The 16,773-nt window shown below is 47.3% G+C and carries 18 protein-coding genes, 1 pseudogene and 2 riboswitches; of the genes and pseudogenes, 15 read left to right on the top strand and 4 right to left on the bottom strand.

Features of this window, described 5'->3' with window-relative positions; all coding sequences use genetic code 11:
* Positions 1 to 141: 141 nt before the first annotated feature.
* Both ACKKE8_RS16800 and ACKKE8_RS16795 read left to right on the top strand, forming a co-directional pair.
* Positions 142 to 387: a hypothetical protein gene (locus ACKKE8_RS16800; RefSeq protein ID WP_409174086.1), complete on the top strand. Its 246-nt coding sequence runs from the start codon at positions 142 to 144 to the stop codon at positions 385 to 387.
* 18 nt (positions 388 to 405) lie between these two features.
* Positions 406 to 756: a DUF952 domain-containing protein gene (locus tag ACKKE8_RS16795; protein ID WP_409174085.1), complete on the top strand. Its 351-nt coding sequence runs from the start codon at positions 406 to 408 to the stop codon at positions 754 to 756.
* Positions 757 to 760: 4 nt separating this feature from the next.
* On the opposite strand, the gene ACKKE8_RS16790 is transcribed toward ACKKE8_RS16795, so the two are convergent.
* Complete coding sequence (locus ACKKE8_RS16790) at positions 761 to 976, bottom strand: hypothetical protein (protein ID WP_409174084.1); 216 nt, start codon at positions 974 to 976, stop codon at positions 761 to 763.
* A 124-nt stretch (positions 977 to 1,100) separates the two neighbouring features.
* Here ACKKE8_RS16790 and tlp point away from each other — a divergent pair, with 124 nt between their 5' ends.
* From tlp to ACKKE8_RS16770, 4 genes are all read left to right on the top strand, one after another.
* Positions 1,101 to 1,319 (top strand): small acid-soluble spore protein Tlp, encoded by a 219-nt coding sequence (gene tlp, locus ACKKE8_RS16785; RefSeq protein WP_409174083.1) that lies wholly within the window; start codon positions 1,101 to 1,103, stop codon positions 1,317 to 1,319.
* A 139-nt stretch (positions 1,320 to 1,458) separates the two neighbouring features.
* Complete coding sequence (mnmA, locus tag ACKKE8_RS16780) at positions 1,459 to 2,571, top strand: tRNA 2-thiouridine(34) synthase MnmA (protein ID WP_409174082.1); 1,113 nt, start codon at positions 1,459 to 1,461, stop codon at positions 2,569 to 2,571.
* Between the two features lie 21 nt (positions 2,572 to 2,592).
* On the top strand, positions 2,593 to 2,922 hold the full coding sequence (locus ACKKE8_RS16775; protein WP_409174081.1) for a hypothetical protein: 330 nt from the start codon (positions 2,593 to 2,595) through the stop codon (positions 2,920 to 2,922).
* Positions 2,923 to 2,961: 39 nt separating this feature from the next.
* A complete protein-coding gene (locus ACKKE8_RS16770) occupies positions 2,962 to 3,474 on the top strand; it encodes an ACT domain-containing protein (RefSeq protein ID WP_409174080.1) in 513 nt (170 codons plus the stop codon).
* 31 nt (positions 3,475 to 3,505) lie between these two features.
* On the opposite strand, the gene ACKKE8_RS16765 is transcribed toward ACKKE8_RS16770, so the two are convergent.
* Positions 3,506 to 4,327, bottom strand: coding sequence for an alpha/beta hydrolase (locus tag ACKKE8_RS16765; RefSeq protein ID WP_409174079.1), 822 nt, complete (start codon positions 4,325 to 4,327; stop codon positions 3,506 to 3,508).
* Between the two features lie 170 nt (positions 4,328 to 4,497).
* Positions 4,498 to 4,698: riboswitch (cobalamin riboswitch) on the top strand.
* Positions 4,699 to 4,858: 160 nt separating this feature from the next.
* Here ACKKE8_RS16765 and nrdI point away from each other — a divergent pair.
* The 5 genes from nrdI (at position 4,859) to ACKKE8_RS16740 (ending at position 11,517) form a co-directional block, all read left to right on the top strand.
* On the top strand, positions 4,859 to 5,218 hold the full coding sequence (gene nrdI, locus ACKKE8_RS16760) for a class Ib ribonucleoside-diphosphate reductase assembly flavoprotein NrdI (protein ID WP_409174078.1): 360 nt from the start codon (positions 4,859 to 4,861) through the stop codon (positions 5,216 to 5,218).
* Positions 5,205 to 7,289, top strand: a complete 2,085-nt coding sequence (nrdE, locus tag ACKKE8_RS16755) for a class 1b ribonucleoside-diphosphate reductase subunit alpha (RefSeq protein WP_409174077.1) — start codon at positions 5,205 to 5,207, stop codon at positions 7,287 to 7,289. The genes nrdI and nrdE overlap by 14 nt, the downstream gene beginning before the upstream one ends.
* A 55-nt stretch (positions 7,290 to 7,344) precedes the next feature.
* The gene (gene nrdF, locus ACKKE8_RS16750; RefSeq protein ID WP_409174076.1) at positions 7,345 to 8,295 is read left to right on the top strand and encodes a class 1b ribonucleoside-diphosphate reductase subunit beta; all 951 of its coding nucleotides are present in this window, start codon (positions 7,345 to 7,347) and stop codon (positions 8,293 to 8,295) included.
* Between the two features lie 86 nt (positions 8,296 to 8,381).
* Positions 8,382 to 8,581: riboswitch (cobalamin riboswitch) on the top strand.
* 144 nt (positions 8,582 to 8,725) lie between these two features.
* Positions 8,726 to 11,008: a 5-methyltetrahydropteroyltriglutamate--homocysteine S-methyltransferase gene (gene metE, locus ACKKE8_RS16745; protein WP_409174075.1), complete on the top strand. Its 2,283-nt coding sequence runs from the start codon at positions 8,726 to 8,728 to the stop codon at positions 11,006 to 11,008.
* A gap of 14 nt (positions 11,009 to 11,022) precedes the next feature.
* Positions 11,023 to 11,517, top strand: coding sequence for an acyl-CoA thioesterase (locus ACKKE8_RS16740; RefSeq protein WP_409174074.1), 495 nt, complete (start codon positions 11,023 to 11,025; stop codon positions 11,515 to 11,517).
* Between the two features lie 59 nt (positions 11,518 to 11,576).
* On the opposite strand, the pseudogene ACKKE8_RS16735 reads toward ACKKE8_RS16740, so the two are convergent.
* Positions 11,577 to 11,675: pseudogene (locus tag ACKKE8_RS16735) on the bottom strand (GNAT family N-acetyltransferase); the annotation flags it as partial.
* Between the two features lie 184 nt (positions 11,676 to 11,859).
* Between ACKKE8_RS16735 and ACKKE8_RS16730 the strand changes: the two are divergent.
* The gene (locus ACKKE8_RS16730) at positions 11,860 to 13,554 is read left to right on the top strand and encodes a YcdB/YcdC domain-containing protein (protein ID WP_409174073.1); all 1,695 of its coding nucleotides are present in this window, start codon (positions 11,860 to 11,862) and stop codon (positions 13,552 to 13,554) included.
* Positions 13,555 to 13,889: 335 nt separating this feature from the next.
* On the opposite strand, the gene ACKKE8_RS16725 is transcribed toward ACKKE8_RS16730, so the two are convergent.
* Positions 13,890 to 14,258 carry a winged helix-turn-helix transcriptional regulator gene (locus ACKKE8_RS16725; protein WP_409174072.1) on the bottom strand — a complete coding sequence of 123 codons (369 nt, stop codon included), beginning with the start codon at positions 14,256 to 14,258 and terminating at the stop codon, positions 13,890 to 13,892.
* 261 nt (positions 14,259 to 14,519) lie between these two features.
* Between ACKKE8_RS16725 and ACKKE8_RS16720 the strand changes: the two genes are divergently transcribed.
* The 3 genes from ACKKE8_RS16720 (at position 14,520) to ACKKE8_RS16710 (ending at position 16,746) form a co-directional block, all read left to right on the top strand.
* Complete coding sequence (locus tag ACKKE8_RS16720) at positions 14,520 to 15,059, top strand: NAD(P)H-dependent oxidoreductase (protein ID WP_409174071.1); 540 nt, start codon at positions 14,520 to 14,522, stop codon at positions 15,057 to 15,059.
* Between the two features lie 134 nt (positions 15,060 to 15,193).
* Positions 15,194 to 15,445: a hypothetical protein gene (locus ACKKE8_RS16715; protein WP_409179145.1), complete on the top strand. Its 252-nt coding sequence runs from the start codon at positions 15,194 to 15,196 to the stop codon at positions 15,443 to 15,445.
* A 302-nt stretch (positions 15,446 to 15,747) separates the two neighbouring features.
* Positions 15,748 to 16,746 (top strand): thiamine pyrophosphate-dependent dehydrogenase E1 component subunit alpha, encoded by a 999-nt coding sequence (locus tag ACKKE8_RS16710; RefSeq protein ID WP_409174070.1) that lies wholly within the window; start codon positions 15,748 to 15,750, stop codon positions 16,744 to 16,746.
* The last annotated feature ends 27 nt before the right edge of the window (positions 16,747 to 16,773 follow it).

Below are 16,773 nucleotides of genomic sequence, written 5' to 3'. Positions count from 1 at the left end.
AATACTCTGTTCATTGTAGCAAAACGCAAGGGAGGAAGGTACATCCTTTGGGAGTAGTGCTTGGGGCTTGGCATCATTCGAAAAGACTGGCACAATAGACGGAAGATAAGATGTAACCCATGAAGAGCAAGGGGAGGTTCCATGAAAATCGCATTACACCAAATCGCTTATCAGATCGGCATGCACCCAACCGAGATGGCGAAGCTTGTCTACGATGGTGAAATAACAGGAGACATACCTGACCGCAATCCGCAAGCGAAGGATGCCTGGGTGGATTTGCACTCACTGCGCAACTTCATTCAATGGCGATATGATCAGGGACGTATGGACCAGATGTTCTATGATAAAGCTATGCGTCACGTGAACAAAGCAATGCCAAAAAAATAATCATTCTGGAGGAGAAACATGCAAGACTCTATCATTTACTGCATGGTACCAAAAACATACTGGGAAAAGTGGATGGACAAGGATCACTACTTACCGCGCGATTACGAGCAGGAAGGCTTTATTCACGCGACAAAAGGGGACGAGCTGCTTGAAAAGGTAGCAAACCGCGTCTACGCACAGTTTGACGAGGAGTTGTATGTACTCGTTGTCGATGAAACGAAAACGACTTCGGAAGTTAAATACGAAGCTGCGAAGGATGGGTTGCTGTATCCGCACATCTATGGACCGTTGAATCAAGATGCGATTGTGGATATGAAGCAAATGAATCGGATAGACGGCCAGTGGCGTCTGGGAACGTCCATCCGCTAATCTTCTACCAGCTAAACCATTTGAGTAGCGCAAGCACTTCTTGACGCTTGGCCTCAGGTAGCTTGTCGAGTCTGCGCAAGAGAAGATCGATTCGCATGCGCTGTTCCACTTCGGATTCAGGTTCCTTTTGCCCCTTCACCCATTGTCGTTTCAGGCGGACGGGATCTGTATCAGAGATGATTCGAAGCAGCTTTCTTTCCAGCAAATCTAAGGAAGCCATAGGTGAAACCCTCTTTTTCGTTTAATCCGTTTCTTCTATTATAGCACGGGTACATAAAGAAACCAGGATTGGCGCACAATGGTAAAGGTGTTGAACATAACCCTTTGTAGGAGGCGTATCGATTATGGCGAAGCCGGATGACCGTTCTGACAACGCAGAAAAGCTGCAAAACATGATTTCTAATACAGAAGAGAACATTCGTGAGTCCGAAGCTTACCTGTCGGCTAATGCTGGCGAAATTTCCGAGGAGGAAAGAACAAACCTCGAAGCAAAAAATCAACGTCGTGAAGAAAGCATCGAGGGATATCGCGCGGAAATCAAGGATGAATCTTCGCAGGCATAACCTTGCTACCAAACGTCTGGCGCCAACTAAGCGTCAGGCGTTTTTTTATTCTATCGGGCAAAAGTGCAACAAAACATGATTTGTTTTGCGAAACATGGTAATCTGTAATGGTACAAATTGAATAAGAGGAGAAAGACTTATGAAGCGACCAGAAGATACACGCGTCGTTGTCGGCATGTCCGGCGGAGTCGACTCCTCCGTGACGGCTTACCTGCTTAAGCAGCAGGGATATGACGTCATCGGCATCTTCATGAAAAACTGGGATGATACCGATGAATTCGGCCACTGCACGGCGGAAGAAGACTTCCAGGATGTCCGGCGCGTCTGTGAACAGATCGGCATTCCATACTACACGGTAAACTTTGAAAAAGAATACATGGACAAGGTATTCCAGTATTTTTTGGATGAATATAAACGGGGACGTACACCGAATCCGGATGTCATGTGCAACCGTGAAATCAAGTTCGGTGAGCTTCTCTCCAAGGTCATGGATCTGGGGGCGGATTATATTGCTACCGGCCATTACGCGCAGGTCAAGTACATTGATGGCGAGTACAAACTCATTCGTGGCGCTGACAACAACAAGGACCAGACTTACTTCTTGAATGTATTGGGCCAAGAACAGCTTTCCAAAACGATGTTCCCGATTGGTCATCTCCCAAAACCTCAAGTAAGGGAGATCGCAGAGAAAGCAGGACTCTATACAGCGAAAAAGAAGGACAGTACAGGGATCTGCTTTATTGGAGAGCGCAACTTCCGCGAGTTCCTGCAAAACTATTTGCCTGCCAAACCAGGAAATATCGAGACCGTAGATGGAGCAGTCATCGGTACGCACGACGGACTGATGTACTATACATTGGGTCAACGCCAAGGCTTGGGAATAGGCGGAGGTCATGGCACGAGCGGACAGCCTTGGTTTGTTGTAGACAAAGATCTGGAGCGCAATGTCCTGATTGTCGGTGAAGGATCTGATCATATCCGTCTGTACTCGAAGAGTCTCTTGGCGACCAACGTTAGCTGGGTGAGTGATAAGAAGCCTTCCGAAACGTTTACTTGTACAGCGAAATTCCGTTATCGCCAGCCAGATCAGGGAGTAACTGTTCACCTGCTGGAGGATGGCACCGTAGAAGTTGTATTTGATCAGCCGCAAAAAGCAGTGACACCTGGTCAGGCTGTCGTCTTCTACGATGGGGAAGTGTGCTTGGGTGGCGGTACGATTGACAAGGTACGCTTAGTCGATAAAGAGAACTAAGATAGACGGGGGAAGCACTCGGTGGATGCTACGAAAAAATCAAAAGTGATTATCGTTTCGTTTTTGGCGGGAGCGGTTCTCTTGGCGATCATCTCTTATTTCGGGATGGCCACAATGGGTAAAGAGCATATGGCGACGATCCAAAATGTCATCAAGGAGAACGGCGGGGTTGTAACTGCGGGTGGAGTGACAGCGGTTCCGAAGGAGGAAAGCCCTTTTACCAACAGTGGAAAAGGTAATACCATCTACCGCATCTACTATACGAAAGATGGGCAAACGTTGACGGCTTGGTATCGTGCTGATAACGAATCCTCCATCAAGAAAGAACCGGAAGCATGGATTCTACCGTAATAACAAGGATAAACCTGACTGGGAGAGTGAAGGCATCACATGACCCAACATGCTGGACTACGTGAGCTGGCTGAACTGATTCGAAGACTCGAGCCAGAGTTAGCGGGTGCACAATTAAGTATTCTTGCTCATGAAAATAAAGAGGAAATCGCAACACTGCTAGTGGAAGGACTCGGGACGAAGGTTCCTGTCCAACACAGCTCCGGCGAGTATGCGAATCATTTGGCCGTTTTGCGTGTAGGAGCGAACAAGTACACCTTCGCCCAAGATTGGAGAGAAGTGTACATCAGTGAAATCAATTACTGCGCGTGTCGCATACCTCCAGGGGCCCATGGATTGTTGGTTCATCATATCGATTATCCAGGCGTGATTTATGATGTCTCACGAAAACTGGCCGAACATCAAATCAATGTATCCAAGTTGAATGTATCGCGCGAGCAAAAAGGGAAGAATGCCCTGCTTATCTCTGTGACTGATGAAGAGATTACACCGACGATTGTCTCTGCCATCGAAGAGCTGCCCCAAATCACCAAAGTGTTATCTCTACAGTAAGCGAATCATGATAAATAAAAACTGCCCGTTTTTAGCGGGCAGTTTTTTTCGTAGCGAATTTGATTCCTTGGCTAATTAAGACTGGCAGGACGGACGAATGATTTTCGTCAGCAAATTCTTTAAAGGAAGCCTTGATCTGACCTTTGCCCATAGAAGACAATCGTTCGATCATCGCCAGAGATTTTTCTTTGACCAAGAAACGCCCATCGTTCTCCAACTCCCCGATGGTGAGGAGCGCATGGACGTCGAGGTCATCTGTCAGCAGGGTCGGCAATTGACTCTCACTCGCAAGCAGCACGCTCTCATTCCAGTGGATCGAGGGACTGCCAGCTATATAACGCTGAAAAGCATGCGGTCTCGACAAAAGTACATGCAAGACAAATAAGCCACCTAGCGAATGTCCAAAAATCGCTTGTTGCGTCCGATCGATGGGGAAGTCGTTTTCGATGCTAGGCTTGAGCTCCTCCTCCAAAAAGGTGAGGAACTGATCTGCTCCCCCCATCTGGGGCCAGTCAGATCCTTTTGGGTTGCCAGGAAGCTCCGTGACGGGAACCTCATACGTATAATCAAAGAAACGGGCAGGATGGTACGGACCGTCTGTTGGATACCCGGTCCCGACGACGATTGCAGGATACACGCCAGTTCGTTCAGGGCCACGTGATTGTATCCGTATCGCTTCGGTCATGGTTGCAAAAACGGAGTTGCCATCTAGCAAATATATGACGGGAAAGCCTGATTCCGGAGGGGGATCGGCAGGTATACTTACGAAAATGTCATAGTCGCGCTCTTGATACGTCATGATTTTACGGTAAGAACGAGGAATGACTACAGGTTGATAGTCGGTGCTTTTCATGAGGGCTACTCTCCAATCTCTCCAAGGCTAACCAACGCGCACAAAATCTATTATATGAACGAGAACCAGAGATTGGCAATAGCCGAAAAAGGAGAATAGTTAGTTTTCGAAAAGAGCGCATACTGAGCTTGACTCCTACGATATATTGAGGTAAAGTAAGTTTTACCAACTACATATTGATGCGGTGAGGTGTTTACCAGCCAGATCTGGTAGACTTAATAGGGAAGTCGGTGAGAATCCGACGCGGTCCCGCCACTGTAATGAGAGAGTTCCATTTTCGAATGAATGCCACTGATCAAAGAGGATCGGGAAGGTGAAAATGGAGCGATGATCCTAAAGCCAGGAGACCTGCCTAACCGCTTGCACTGTTTACCCTACGGGAGATAGGGAAGTGTTCGAGCGCTCAATTCGCATTGGCGAATTGCTAGATGGAAGTCATCACGCGCATTCGGCATGTAAACGTCGGATGCGCTTTTACTTTGGCTAAATAACATACATACAGAGTAAAAATAGCAGAATAGGATGAGGGACATGCTAATCGCTTATGATTCAAAAACAGGAAACGTCCGAAGATTCGTCAACAAAATTAATTTGCCACATGTGGAAATTGATCAAGATATGGTGCTGGACGAGCCATTCATTTTGATAACATACACGACGGGATTCGGACAAGTGCCGGAGAGGGTGGCGACGTTCCTGAAGCGAAATCATGTCCATCTGCGCGGAGTATCCGCCAGCGGCAACCGCAACTGGGGAACCAGTTTTGCCAAAAGCGCGGATACGATCGCGAGCCAATATGGCGTTCCGGTGATTTCTAAATTTGAACTGTCCGGTACCGGCCGTGACGTGGAACAATTTACGAGTGGGGTGGCAGCAATTGCGGCATATTGAATTGAACAACGAACTGATGCAGCGTGGCAACGACGGATTTTATCAACTGGAAAAGGATCGGGAAGCGGTTGCGGTCTTCATGGAAGAAGTGCAGTCCAATACGATGACTTTTGGCAGTGTCAAAGAACGCATGGACTATTTGATCGAGAATGACTTCTATGAAAACGTCTATGAAACATACACGGTTGAGCAGGTCGATGAAGTTTTCCGTTTGGCCTATGACGCTGATTTTCAATTTGCTTCGTACATGGCTATCTCCAAATTTTATAAAGATTACGCTTTGAAAACGAATGATAAATCGATGTACTTGGAGCAGTATCCAGACCGGGTGGCCGTTGTGGCACTGTCCCTTGGACAAGGTGACTTTGAGCTCGCCAAGCGTTTAACAGTATCCATGATGGATCAACGCTTGCAACCAGCGACACCTACCTTCCTGAACGCAGGCAAAAGCCGCCGTGGAGAAATGGTTTCCTGCTTCTTGCTCGAAATGGATGATTCACTGAACTCCATCAACTTTATTTTGGGAACTTGTATGCAGCTATCTAAAATTGGCGGCGGTGTGGCCGTGAACTTGTCCAAGCTTCGCGGACGAGGAGAGCCGATCAAAGGCGTCGAGGGCGCAGCAAAAGGTGTTATGCCAGTTCTCAAGCTGTTGGAAGATGCGTTTTCCTACGCAGATCAAATGGGGCAACGCAAAGGCTCAGGTGCAGCGTACTACAACATCTTCGGCTGGGATATCAACGAGTTTCTCGATTGCAAAAAGATCAATGCGGATGAAAAAGCACGCATCAAAACGTTGTCCATCGGCTTGATTGTACCAAACGTGTTCTACAAGCTGGCTGAGGAAAACAAGCCATTGACTGTGTTTGCTCCGTTCTCCGTGTACAAAGAATACGGCGTGCATCTGGATGATATGGACCTCGATGACATGTACGAGGAGCTCTTGGCAAACGATCGCGTCAAGAAGAAGACCGTGATGAGCGCACGCGAGATGTTGACCAAAATCGCGATGATCCAAATGGAATCGGGCTATCCGTACATCATGAACAAAACGAATGCGAACAACAACCATGCACTGAAAGATCTCGGTTCGGTGAAAATGTCCAACCTGTGCACGGAAATCTTCCAGCTGCAGGAGACTTCAACCATTACCAATTACGGCGAAATGGATATCATCCGTCGCGATATTAGCTGCAATCTGGCATCGCTCAATATCGTCAACGTGATGGAACGCAAAATGATCCGTGAATCCGTCCACGAAGGAATCGAAGCCATTACAGCCGTGAGTGACATGACGCGTGTAGAAAACGCTCCAGGCGTTCAAAAGGCAAACCGTGAGCTGCACTCCGTAGGGCTCGGTGCGATGAACCTGAACGGTTATCTGGCAAAGAACAGAATCGCTTACGAAAGTGAAGAAGCCAAGGATTTCGCTCGTACGTTTTTCATGATGATGAACTTCTACTCCTTGGAAAAAAGCATGGAAATTGCCAAGGAAACAGGCATGACCTTCTTGGGCTTTGAACAATCGGAATATGCAAAAGGCACTTATTTTAACAAGTACTTGACGAACGATTACAGCCCGCGTACGGAAAAAGCAAAGCTTCTCTTCGAAGGAATGCACATTCCAACGCCAGAGGATTGGGCGGAACTACAGCAAAAGGTGCAAAAGCATGGTGTTTACCATGCGTACCGTTTGGCGATTGCGCCGACACAGAGCATTTCCTACATTCAGAATGCGACTTCTAGCGTGATGCCAATCGTTGAGCATATCGAAACGAGAACGTATGCCAACTCTACGACGTATTACCCGATGCCGTACTTGTCGCAGGAAAACTATTTTTATTACAAATCGGCGTATGTGATCGATCAATTCAAAGTGATTGATCTGATTGCCGAAATTCAAGAGCACATCGACCAAGGAATTTCAACTGTGCTGCACGTGAACAGCAATATTTCAACCAGAGAACTGGCTCGCTATTACATTTACGCAGCGAAAAAAGGTCTGAAGTCACTCTACTATACACGTACGAAGCATCTGACTGTGGAAGAGTGCATTAGCTGCGCTGTTTAGTGAACTCGATTTATAAAAGGAAAAGCATCAAGCAAAAAGAGAAGAGGAACGCCATATGAAAGCAGTCAATTGGAACAGGCCGGACGACGATTTTACGATGACGTTTTGGAATCAAAACATCATGCAGTTCTGGACGGATGATGAGATTCCGCTGTCAGATGACAAGATGGCCTGGATGGAGCTCAGTGCGACTGAACGGGATACGTATAAAAAAGTATTGGGCGGTCTCACCTTGCTGGATACGGTTCAGGGTGGAGTAGGGATGCCGAAGATCATGGAGCATGTCGATGGGCTGCAAAGAAAAGCGGTTCTCGCCTTCATGGGCATGATGGAGCAAATCCATGCCAAATCGTACAGCAGTATCTTTACAACGCTGGCATCGACAGAAGAGATTGACGGTATTTTTTCGTGGGTAGAGAACAATCCACACCTGCAAAAGAAAGCGGCCCTCATCTCGAAACGCTATCAAGAAATTGAGAAACCAAAAGACTTGTACATGGCGATGGTAGCGTCCGTCTTCCTGGAAAGCTATCTGTTTTACAGCGGCTTCTTCTATCCGCTCTATTTGGCGGGGCAAGGAAAGATGACAAGCAGCGGGGAAATTATCGACCTGATTGTCCGCGACGAGAGCATCCACGGACTCTATGTCGGCGTTCTCGCGCAAGAAGTATATCAAGGTCTGAGTGTGGTCGAGCAGACCGCAGCAAAAGAGGAGCTGTATGCCCTTTTGCATGAGCTGCAAGAAAATGAAGAGGCCTATACGACTTCGTTGTATACGGAAATCGGATTGGCTGACGAAGTTCATGCTTACGTGCGCTACAACGCGAACAAAGCATTGATGAATCTGGGGCTGGACCCGCTTTTCCCGGAGGAAGAAGTGAATCCGATCGTGCTGAACGGCATTCGCACGCAGACGAAGCAGCATGACTTCTTCTCGAAAAAAGGAAATGGTTATGTCCGCACGCTAAACGTAGAGCCGTTGACCGATGATGATTTTACATTTTAGTATGACAAAAAATGGATTCTGTGTTACTGTATGAACAGTATGCTGCCCTGCTCGTTTATTGGGGCACTTCACAGAACCATGACAATTTTATAGGTGTGGAAACAGGTTCTTTGGTCATCAAGATCGGCCAAGGATGAAAAGGGAAGTCGGTGAGAATCCGACACGGTCCCGCCACTGTATGAGGGGAGTCGGCACATTGATCAGCCACTGATCCAAACGGATTGGGAAGGCATGTGCAGATGATGATCCCAAAGTCAGGAGACCTGCCTGTTTCGACGACACTGCTTAACCTACGGGAGATAGGGAGGTGTTAGGATGCTGTGATCTCAGTGCTTATTTGGCATTTCTAACGTTCTTTTTGATCGTTGGAGATGCCTTTTTTATTGGGCGGATTCAAGTCAAGATCGAATAAAGAATGGAGAGGAAGCTCATGAAAAGCAGCAATTTGGGATATCCACGGATCGGGAAGAACCGCGAGTGGAAAAAGGCATTGGAAGCATTTTGGGCAGGCACTATCGATGAGGCAAGCCTGGTACAGCAAATGGAGCAAATCCGTCACCAAAACCTGTTGCGTCAGCAGGAAAAAGGGGTCGAGCTGATCCCTGTGGGTGACTTTACCTACTACGATCACATGCTGGATATGGCTGTGATGTTTGGAATGGTCCCCAAGCGGTATGAATACGAGGGAGGCCCGGTTTCATTAGCCACATACTTCGCCATGGCTCGCGGTTCGAAGGAAGCTGTCGCCAGCGAAATGACGAAATGGTTTAACACGAACTACCATTATATCGTCCCGGAGTTCGGTGAACGACAACCAGCCATAACCGAGAACAAGCCTCTCCAGGCATATTTGGAGGCGAAAGAAAAGTTTGGCATCATCGGAAAGCCTGTCATTGTAGGCCCGTATACGTTTGTCAAATTGTCCAAAGGATATGAGAAAAACGAATTTGAGAACATCGTGGATCAACTCGTTCCGCTCTACATAGACGTTCTCCGGGAGTTGGAGCTGCACGGCGTGGAATGGGTGCAAATCGAGGAGCCTGCATTTGTACTGGATGTCTCGGTGCATGATCGCGCTATCATCAAACGTATCTATGCGCAAATCGGTCAAGCGCTACCGCATCTACAGTGCATGCTGCAAACCTATTTTGAAGCGGTGGATTGGTATGAGGAGCTGGTTTCCTTACCGGTAAAAGGAATCGGTCTTGATTTTGTACACGGAGCGAAGCGCAATCTGGCCAATCTGAAAAGACACGGGTTTTCAGCAGATAAGATTCTCGCAGCGGGAATCATCGACGGTCGAAACATCTGGCGTGCGTCTATTGAGGAGAAATGGGAGCTGGTCAAAGAAATTTCCGAGATCATTCCACTCGAAAGGCTGTGGTTGCAGCCGTGCAGTAGTTTGTTGCATGTACCTGTAACGGTTGAAGCAGAGAGCGACTTGCCAGAGGAAGTCATGCCTGCATTGGCGTTTTCCGACGAAAAGCTGGGGGAAGTACAGCTCTTAGTCCAAGGATTCCGATATGGTAAGTATGTCATTTCGAAAGAGATCGCCCAAAATGAAGCGGACTTGCTCAAGCTGGCATTATCTCCAGCGAGGAATCGTCGAGAAGTGAAGAATGCTTTACGTCAAATAGCTGCTGCAAAACTTGAAAGAAGCGTTCCTTATCTCGAACGTCGAGAGATTCAACAAAATACGTGGAAGTTGCCACTGCTGCCAACTACCACAATCGGAAGCTTCCCGCAGACGGCGGAGGTTCGCCAAGCTCGACAGCAGTTTAAAAAAGGGAACTGGACCGTGGAGCAATACGATGCTTTCATTCAGGCGCAAATCAAGGAATGGATCGAAATACAAGAAGAGCTCGGTCTGGATGTCCTCGTCCATGGTGAGTTCGAACGAACCGATATGGTAGAATATTTTGGCGAAAAGCTCGATGGCTTTTTGTTTACGAAAAACGGCTGGGTACAGTCATATGGCTCGCGTTGCGTGAAGCCACCTATTATTTACGGAGATGTGGAGTTTGTGGCACCTATGACGGTCAAAGAAAGTGTGTATGCAAAATCATTGACTGCCAAACCAATGAAGGGCATGTTAACGGGTCCAGCAACCATTCTGAATTGGTCGTTTGCTCGAGTCGATATTTCCAGACAAGAAGTGTGCGAACAAATCGCGTTGGCATTACGAAAAGAAGTAGAAGCCTTGGAAGAAGCGGGGATTCTCATGATTCAAGTCGATGAACCAGCACTGCGCGAAGGATTGCCGCTCAAAAAAGAAGAGCAGGCAGCTTATCTGGAATGGGCTGTCAGAGCATTTCGTCTAGCGACCTCCACGGTTGCTTCGAGCACCCAGATTCATACACATATGTGCTATTGCGAATTCCATGATTTTATGGATGTCATCAGCGAACTCGATGCCGATGTGATTTCGATTGAAACTTCCCGCAGCCATGGAGAGCTCGTATCTGTGTTCGAAACAGGTACGTATGACAAAGGCATCGGGCTTGGCGTATACGATATCCATAGCCCTCGAATTCCAGCTGTCTCAGAAATGGAAAATATGGTAGCGCGGGGTGTACAAGTACTTCCACCAGATCAATTTTGGATTAATCCGGATTGCGGGCTGAAGACAAGAGGGAGAGAAGAAACTGTTCTGTCATTACGAAACATGGTTACGGCAACGAAGGCGATTCGGAGTCGTTTGACAGCCCAGTAGGGAAGGTGCACACGATGAGAGGAGCCACACAAATGATGACAGAAGCACGACTGATCCAACAATCGAGAACCTTTTTGACAGATCTCGTCTTGCCACCGGATACCAATCACCACCATACCATTTTCGGAGGGAAAGTCATGGCATATGTAGACAAGATCGCCTGCATCGCTGCCATGCGACATTGCCGTAAGCCTGTTGTCACTGCGTCCAGCGATTCCTTCGATTTTCTCGCACCAATCAAAACAGGGGAAGCGATCAATCTGGAGGCATATGTCACCTGGACCCATAAGACATCGATGGAAGTATTCGTGAGGGTGGAAGCGGAAAACTTGTTGACAGGGGAAAAGCGCATGACAGCACGCGCGTATCTGACGATGATTGCCCTCGATGATCAAGGGAAGCCGACTCTGGTGCCAGGTGTCATTCCTGATACAGAAGAAGAGCGCATACAGTATGAAAAAGCGAAGGAACGCCATGTATTGAGAAGGAAGCGGAAGGTAGAGATGTAAGGAGGAAGACCCTGCTACAGAGAAGCCTCTGGTAAACTTGCTTGCGACAGGTTACCGGAGGCTTCCATATCGTAAAACGCATACTCATCGTCATAGTGCCAATGATAGGCGATTTCTTCTGCTTGCTCTTGAGTCATGGTGGTAAACTCATACTGCATGATGTGTAAGTCCCTACCAACATGTCCTCGTCGACTAACACGAGGGCGTGTTTTTCAATAGAGGTATGCGATTATCAGGAAAAATTGGAATAATATGTGACACAAATAATTGCCCCTCCGTCTTATCATTGGTAAGGTCAAACCGAACTTATCCGCAAATCTGAACACTATTTGGAGGTGCCCAATGAAACTAAATCCATCCATGATGACGGTTATAGCGGCGTGCTTACTTGCCTCTGCACCTGCATGGACTACCCATCAACCAACGGTACAAGCAGCAAGCGATGTGAAAAAGGAAGAGTCTCAAAAAAATGATTATTCCCAAGATGTTCAGAATTCTCTGGACAAGCTTTTTGAGGCGATTCCAGAGTTGAAAGGGTATCGACTAATTGATAAAGATCATGAGGAAGACAGCTTTCGCGGTTATCCGTCACCGATCTGGAGCTTGCACTTCACCAACATGCCAAAAACAGATGAAAAAGAAGAGTATGACGCATACTCATCCGTTAGCCTTGAGCTGGATGCGCATACGGGCCGACTACTTTTCATGGATATCCGAAATCCAGCATGGGCTTCAGCCGATTATCCGGAAGAAAAGCTTGCTAGAGACAAGGCTTCAACTTTTATCGAGGACTTATTCGGTACGGAAGCAAAACAATTGAAAGCCGGACAAAACCTAGGCAGAGGAAAAGCAGGAGCAGGTGACGGGAAAGGCAACAAGCTGGAATGGGCTCGCTCCACCGTGAAATACCACTCTCTCATCAATGACCTCCCTCTGTCCAACAACTCTATTTCCGTATCCGTTGATCATGCTGGCCATATTATTCGCTATGAAGCGTATGATTTCATCGATTCTAGCAAAGTGAACTGGCCTGATCCGAAAAAAGCGATAACACTTGAGGAAGCTAGCAAAATCTATAAGGACAAGCTTAAGATGGACCTGGTATACGTATCGGAGCAGCCGATTTCCTATGCTCAAAATGGAAAACCGGCAGAAAAGAAACCAATGCTTATTTATCAACTGAATACCATTGATTGGATCGATGCTCTAACCGGCAAAGTCATAGGGGAAGAAGCCGAACTGGCAGGGGAGAGTGTTCGTGTAAAAGGAGAAGGGAAAAGCATCAAAATAGCTTCCCGCGAACAAGGAGAGAAATGGCTTGAAACACAGTTTGGTATTGATGTTTCAGGTGCGACCTTTGAATACGATGATCACAAGGACAATCTTTTAGAAGGACTTCAGACAATCGAATCCTATCGTTGGATGAACGATTCAAATAAAGGTACGCCTGCATTTGAACTGGTTAGCCTCACGACAGATGAACAGAGTGATCGGCTCATCGACTTCGATCTGAATTTGCCAGACCAACGAAAAACAGAGCAGAAAATTAGTGTAGAGGAAGCGAAGAAAAAAGCGATTGCAGCACTCGTACCTTATCTTGACCCGGCGTTAACGGAGCTATCGCTTATCGTAGAGACTCCTGAAGAAGATATTCCGGAGTGGGTAGACAAGAACAAGCTGGATAAGGAAGAGGATAAAGCGTATTCATTCACTCTCCTCGGAAAACGCAACGGGATCGAAGTATCTGACGAGTCTTATATGGTGGGTGTAGACAAGGCAACGGGTACGATTACAGAGTTAAACCTCCACCCTCTCAACCCGGGCATTACCCTTCCAGATTCCAAGAAGATTGTAAGTGCAGCAGAAGCAAAAGAAACGATCCAACAAGAAATTGACCTGGAACTGGTCTACGTGTGGGAGCGGTATGATGGTCAAAGAGCTCCCGAACCGCAGTTGGTCTATCAGCGCAAATGGAAGAATGGCTATAGCTTTATCGATGCTTCGACAGGGGAGCTCGTTAAGGTGTCCCGCAATTAAATGACGTAACAGCCGATTTGCTCTCGCAGCAATATCGGCTTTTTTTAGTGCGCCCAGCATGGTTGTCCATCGTGAGGTAGGTAGCCTTTGCTCACCTAATGGACAGGCTGGACGATATCTGCAAGCATTCGTGTCCTTGAAATAAAAAAACGCTGTCCGCAAAGGGGCGAGCGCTCATGGTTCCATTTGGGGATGGGAGTAAAGCAGTGAAGTTCATATTGAATAGTGTATCTGTTTATTCTAACAAATTAATGCTGAAATGATGAATCGGGCCTGCAATCAACGAAGCTTATCGAATTGGAGTACCTGAACAGCCCCCGATATCAAGATATGTGTTACGGTTTTGATAATTGATCATGTTCCTCCATTTTCTTTGTGTGCTCAATGTGCTGAAAGCCCCATCCACACATTTCACCGAGAACGTCATTGAGTGTTCGTCCGTGCTCAGAGACGTAATATTCAACTTTTGGTGGAATCTCCTGATACACCCGTCGAATGATCATTCCATCTCGTTCCAACTCACGAAGTTGGTTGGTCAGCATGCCTTGGGTGATTGTTGGAATCATTCGTCTTAGTTCTCCGAAACGCTTGGTGCCTTCATTCAGCAGGATGTATAAAATGATTGGCTTCCATTTTCCACCAAGCACTTGAAGGGTAGCCATAATTCCTTCTGATCGGAAGGAATTGCTTAAATCTTCGGACATTCTCCTACTCCTTATTTGTTGACATTTTTCTTCGATGTCGTAATTGTATCAAATGTTACGGGTTTGCCCAATACAACGTTTAACCGTACTTAGTACTGTTTAGCATACTTCAGAGAACCCAGGCGTGATCTAAGGTACTTACAGCCCGACATAGTACGGAAAAACAGCGTACTTTACAGTGCTTGAATACACACAAATAATGAGGGTGTCAGGTACAAGAGCCCTGTCAAAATCTATTAAGAGAAAAGAGGAAGATTCTTTATGAAAATTTTGGTAATTGTTGCGCATCCGTCTATGGAGCAATCGCGAGCCAACCGTGCTCTTATTCAGGAGCTTAATCTGCATGAAAACATTGATGTTCACAGCCTTTACGGGGAGTATTCAGATTGGAACATTGACATAGAGAGAGAGCAACAGTTGGTGACCAAGTATGACCGAATCGTGCTTCAATTTCCTTTGTTTTGGTACAGTACGCCGCCGTTGCTCAAAAAATGGTTTGACGATGTGTTGACTTATGGATGGGCGTATGGTTCCGAAGGAGATCATCTGAAGGGTAAAGAGTTCATCGTGGCAACAACAGTGGGCGGAAGCGAGCAGGATTACCGTTCGAGCGGCAACTTCGAGTTCACGGTCAGCGAGTTTCTAAGGCCAATACAGATGACCGTCCAATATACTGGCGCTATCTATCTGCCTGCGTTCATTGTGCACGATGCATCGGAAGCTACAGATGAGCAGTTGAAATTGGAGGCACACAGGTATGTGGAGCATATCCGTGCTTCCACAGAAGTACTCGTTAGTTAATCAAAACCAAAAGGATTATGAACAGAGTAAATCAAAAACCTTCTGTAGCCTTAGTTATACTCCAATTTATCATATAGAAATAGATATGGTTCGGGAATAGAGCCGGTTGCAAGTGATAGAAAGTTACCCCTAGTATTAATTCATATAAAAGAATGCAACCGGGAACATGGGCTCCTGCTCATGTTTGCTATGGATCTGGTAACCGTTCCGTATTAGTTAGGATTCCAGAGATAAGAAGAGCCAGCCGATTTGAATTTCGTGGCGCGTCTTGGATTCCTAGAGATCTTAATGAAGCAATCAATTATTTAGCTCAAGATACGATTTTAGCGAAATACGTCATTACGCTAACGGATATCGTTAGTTTAATAAAACTGCGGCCAGTCTAAGACTTTATTTTCTGGTCTTAGGGTTTCGCTGTTTTATATACTGGGGTCAGTCCCGCCTTCCTGGCATAACGCCGGGAGGGCTTTTTTTCGTTGCCGCACTCCGATCCGTCAAATGCACGCGATGAGCCAGTGTACAAAAGGAGACAAAACGAGACAGGTGTCCACTTTTGTTCCCCGCAAAAAGTAAAGCGGTTACAAAAAACCGCAATGGGACCTGCTTCGGAGGTTGGCATACTTTTTGCGATGTCCCTTGTGTCAAAGGCTGTACCTCAATAAAACATGTTCGAGGAGGAGACACGTAAATGACGAAAGTGGATCAGCAAGTCAAAGGGATTCCGTTGTCCCGCGAAAAGGCCGCTTGGATGTACCAAAAAATGCTGGAGATCCGGAAGTTCGAGGAAAAGGTGCACGACCTGTTCGGTCAAGGGAAAATCCCCGGTTTCGTCCATTTATACGCGGGGGAGGAGGCCATCGCGGTCGGGCTTTGCGCGCACCTGGACGACAGCGACACCATTACCAGCACGCATCGAGGGCACGGACATTGTATCGCCAAGGGGTGCGATCTGAATGGAATGATGGCGGAGATTTACGGCAGAGCCACCGGACTTTGCAAAGGGAAAGGGGGCTCCATGCACATTGCGGATTTGGACAAAGGCATGCTCGGGGCAAACGGCATTGTCGGGGGAGGCTATCCGCTGGCGTGCGGAGCTGCTTTGACAGCCAAGTACAAGCAGACTGGCGCTGTGAGCGTATGTTTCTTTGGAGACGGAGCGAACAACCAGGGCACGTTCCATGAGGGGATCAACCTGGCTGCCATTTGGAAACTGCCAGCCGTCTTTGTAGCGGAGAACAACGGATATGGGGAAGCCACGCCGTTTTCGTACGCCTCCAGCTGCAAAACCATCGCGGACCGTGCGATCGCCTACAACATTCCCGGCGTCAGAGTGGATGGCAAGGATGTGATGGCCGTTTATCAGGCTGCACAGGAAGCGATCAAGCGTGCCCGCCGGGGAGAGGGGCCTACTCTGATCGAGTGCGTGACATACCGAAACTACGGCCACTTTGAAGGCGACGCCCAAAAATACAAAAAAGAAGAAGACAAGAAGGCGCATCAGTCGGAAAAAGACGCGATCAGCAAATTCCGGAAGGATCTGCTCGACGGAAATCTGTTTACTGAAAACGAGCTGGATGAAATCGAAGCTGCGGTTGACAAGGCGGTCGAGGAAGCTGTCGCGTTTTCGGAAAACAGTCCATATCCAGAGCCGTCCGAGCTACTGACAGACGTATACGTATCGTACTGAAAAAACGAAAGCAAAGGGGGAAGGGAA

Source organism: Brevibacillus fortis (genome assembly GCF_046196545.1).
Classification (GTDB): domain Bacteria; phylum Bacillota; class Bacilli; order Brevibacillales; family Brevibacillaceae; genus Brevibacillus; species Brevibacillus fortis_A.
Note: the sequence above shows the minus strand (reverse complement) of the source record. Positions and strands in the feature narration are given on the sequence as shown.

Coding starts and splice junctions, on each gene's coding strand:
- ACKKE8_RS16800 (WP_409174086.1), top strand. CDS start 142: ATGAAAATCGCATTACACCAAATCGCTTATCAGATCGGCATGCACCCA.
- ACKKE8_RS16795 (WP_409174085.1), top strand. CDS start 406: ATGCAAGACTCTATCATTTACTGCATGGTACCAAAAACATACTGGGAA.
- ACKKE8_RS16790 (WP_409174084.1), bottom strand. CDS start 976: ATGGCTTCCTTAGATTTGCTGGAAAGAAAGCTGCTTCGAATCATCTCT.
- tlp (WP_409174083.1), top strand. CDS start 1,101: ATGGCGAAGCCGGATGACCGTTCTGACAACGCAGAAAAGCTGCAAAAC.
- mnmA (WP_409174082.1), top strand. CDS start 1,459: ATGAAGCGACCAGAAGATACACGCGTCGTTGTCGGCATGTCCGGCGGA.
- ACKKE8_RS16770 (WP_409174080.1), top strand. CDS start 2,962: ATGACCCAACATGCTGGACTACGTGAGCTGGCTGAACTGATTCGAAGA.
- ACKKE8_RS16765 (WP_409174079.1), bottom strand. CDS start 4,327: ATGAAAAGCACCGACTATCAACCTGTAGTCATTCCTCGTTCTTACCGT.
- nrdI (WP_409174078.1), top strand. CDS start 4,859: ATGCTAATCGCTTATGATTCAAAAACAGGAAACGTCCGAAGATTCGTC.
- nrdF (WP_409174076.1), top strand. CDS start 7,345: ATGAAAGCAGTCAATTGGAACAGGCCGGACGACGATTTTACGATGACG.
- metE (WP_409174075.1), top strand. CDS start 8,726: ATGAAAAGCAGCAATTTGGGATATCCACGGATCGGGAAGAACCGCGAG.
- ACKKE8_RS16740 (WP_409174074.1), top strand. CDS start 11,023: ATGAGAGGAGCCACACAAATGATGACAGAAGCACGACTGATCCAACAA.
- ACKKE8_RS16730 (WP_409174073.1), top strand. CDS start 11,860: ATGAAACTAAATCCATCCATGATGACGGTTATAGCGGCGTGCTTACTT.
- ACKKE8_RS16725 (WP_409174072.1), bottom strand. CDS start 14,258: ATGTCCGAAGATTTAAGCAATTCCTTCCGATCAGAAGGAATTATGGCT.
- ACKKE8_RS16720 (WP_409174071.1), top strand. CDS start 14,520: ATGAAAATTTTGGTAATTGTTGCGCATCCGTCTATGGAGCAATCGCGA.
- ACKKE8_RS16710 (WP_409174070.1), top strand. CDS start 15,748: ATGACGAAAGTGGATCAGCAAGTCAAAGGGATTCCGTTGTCCCGCGAA.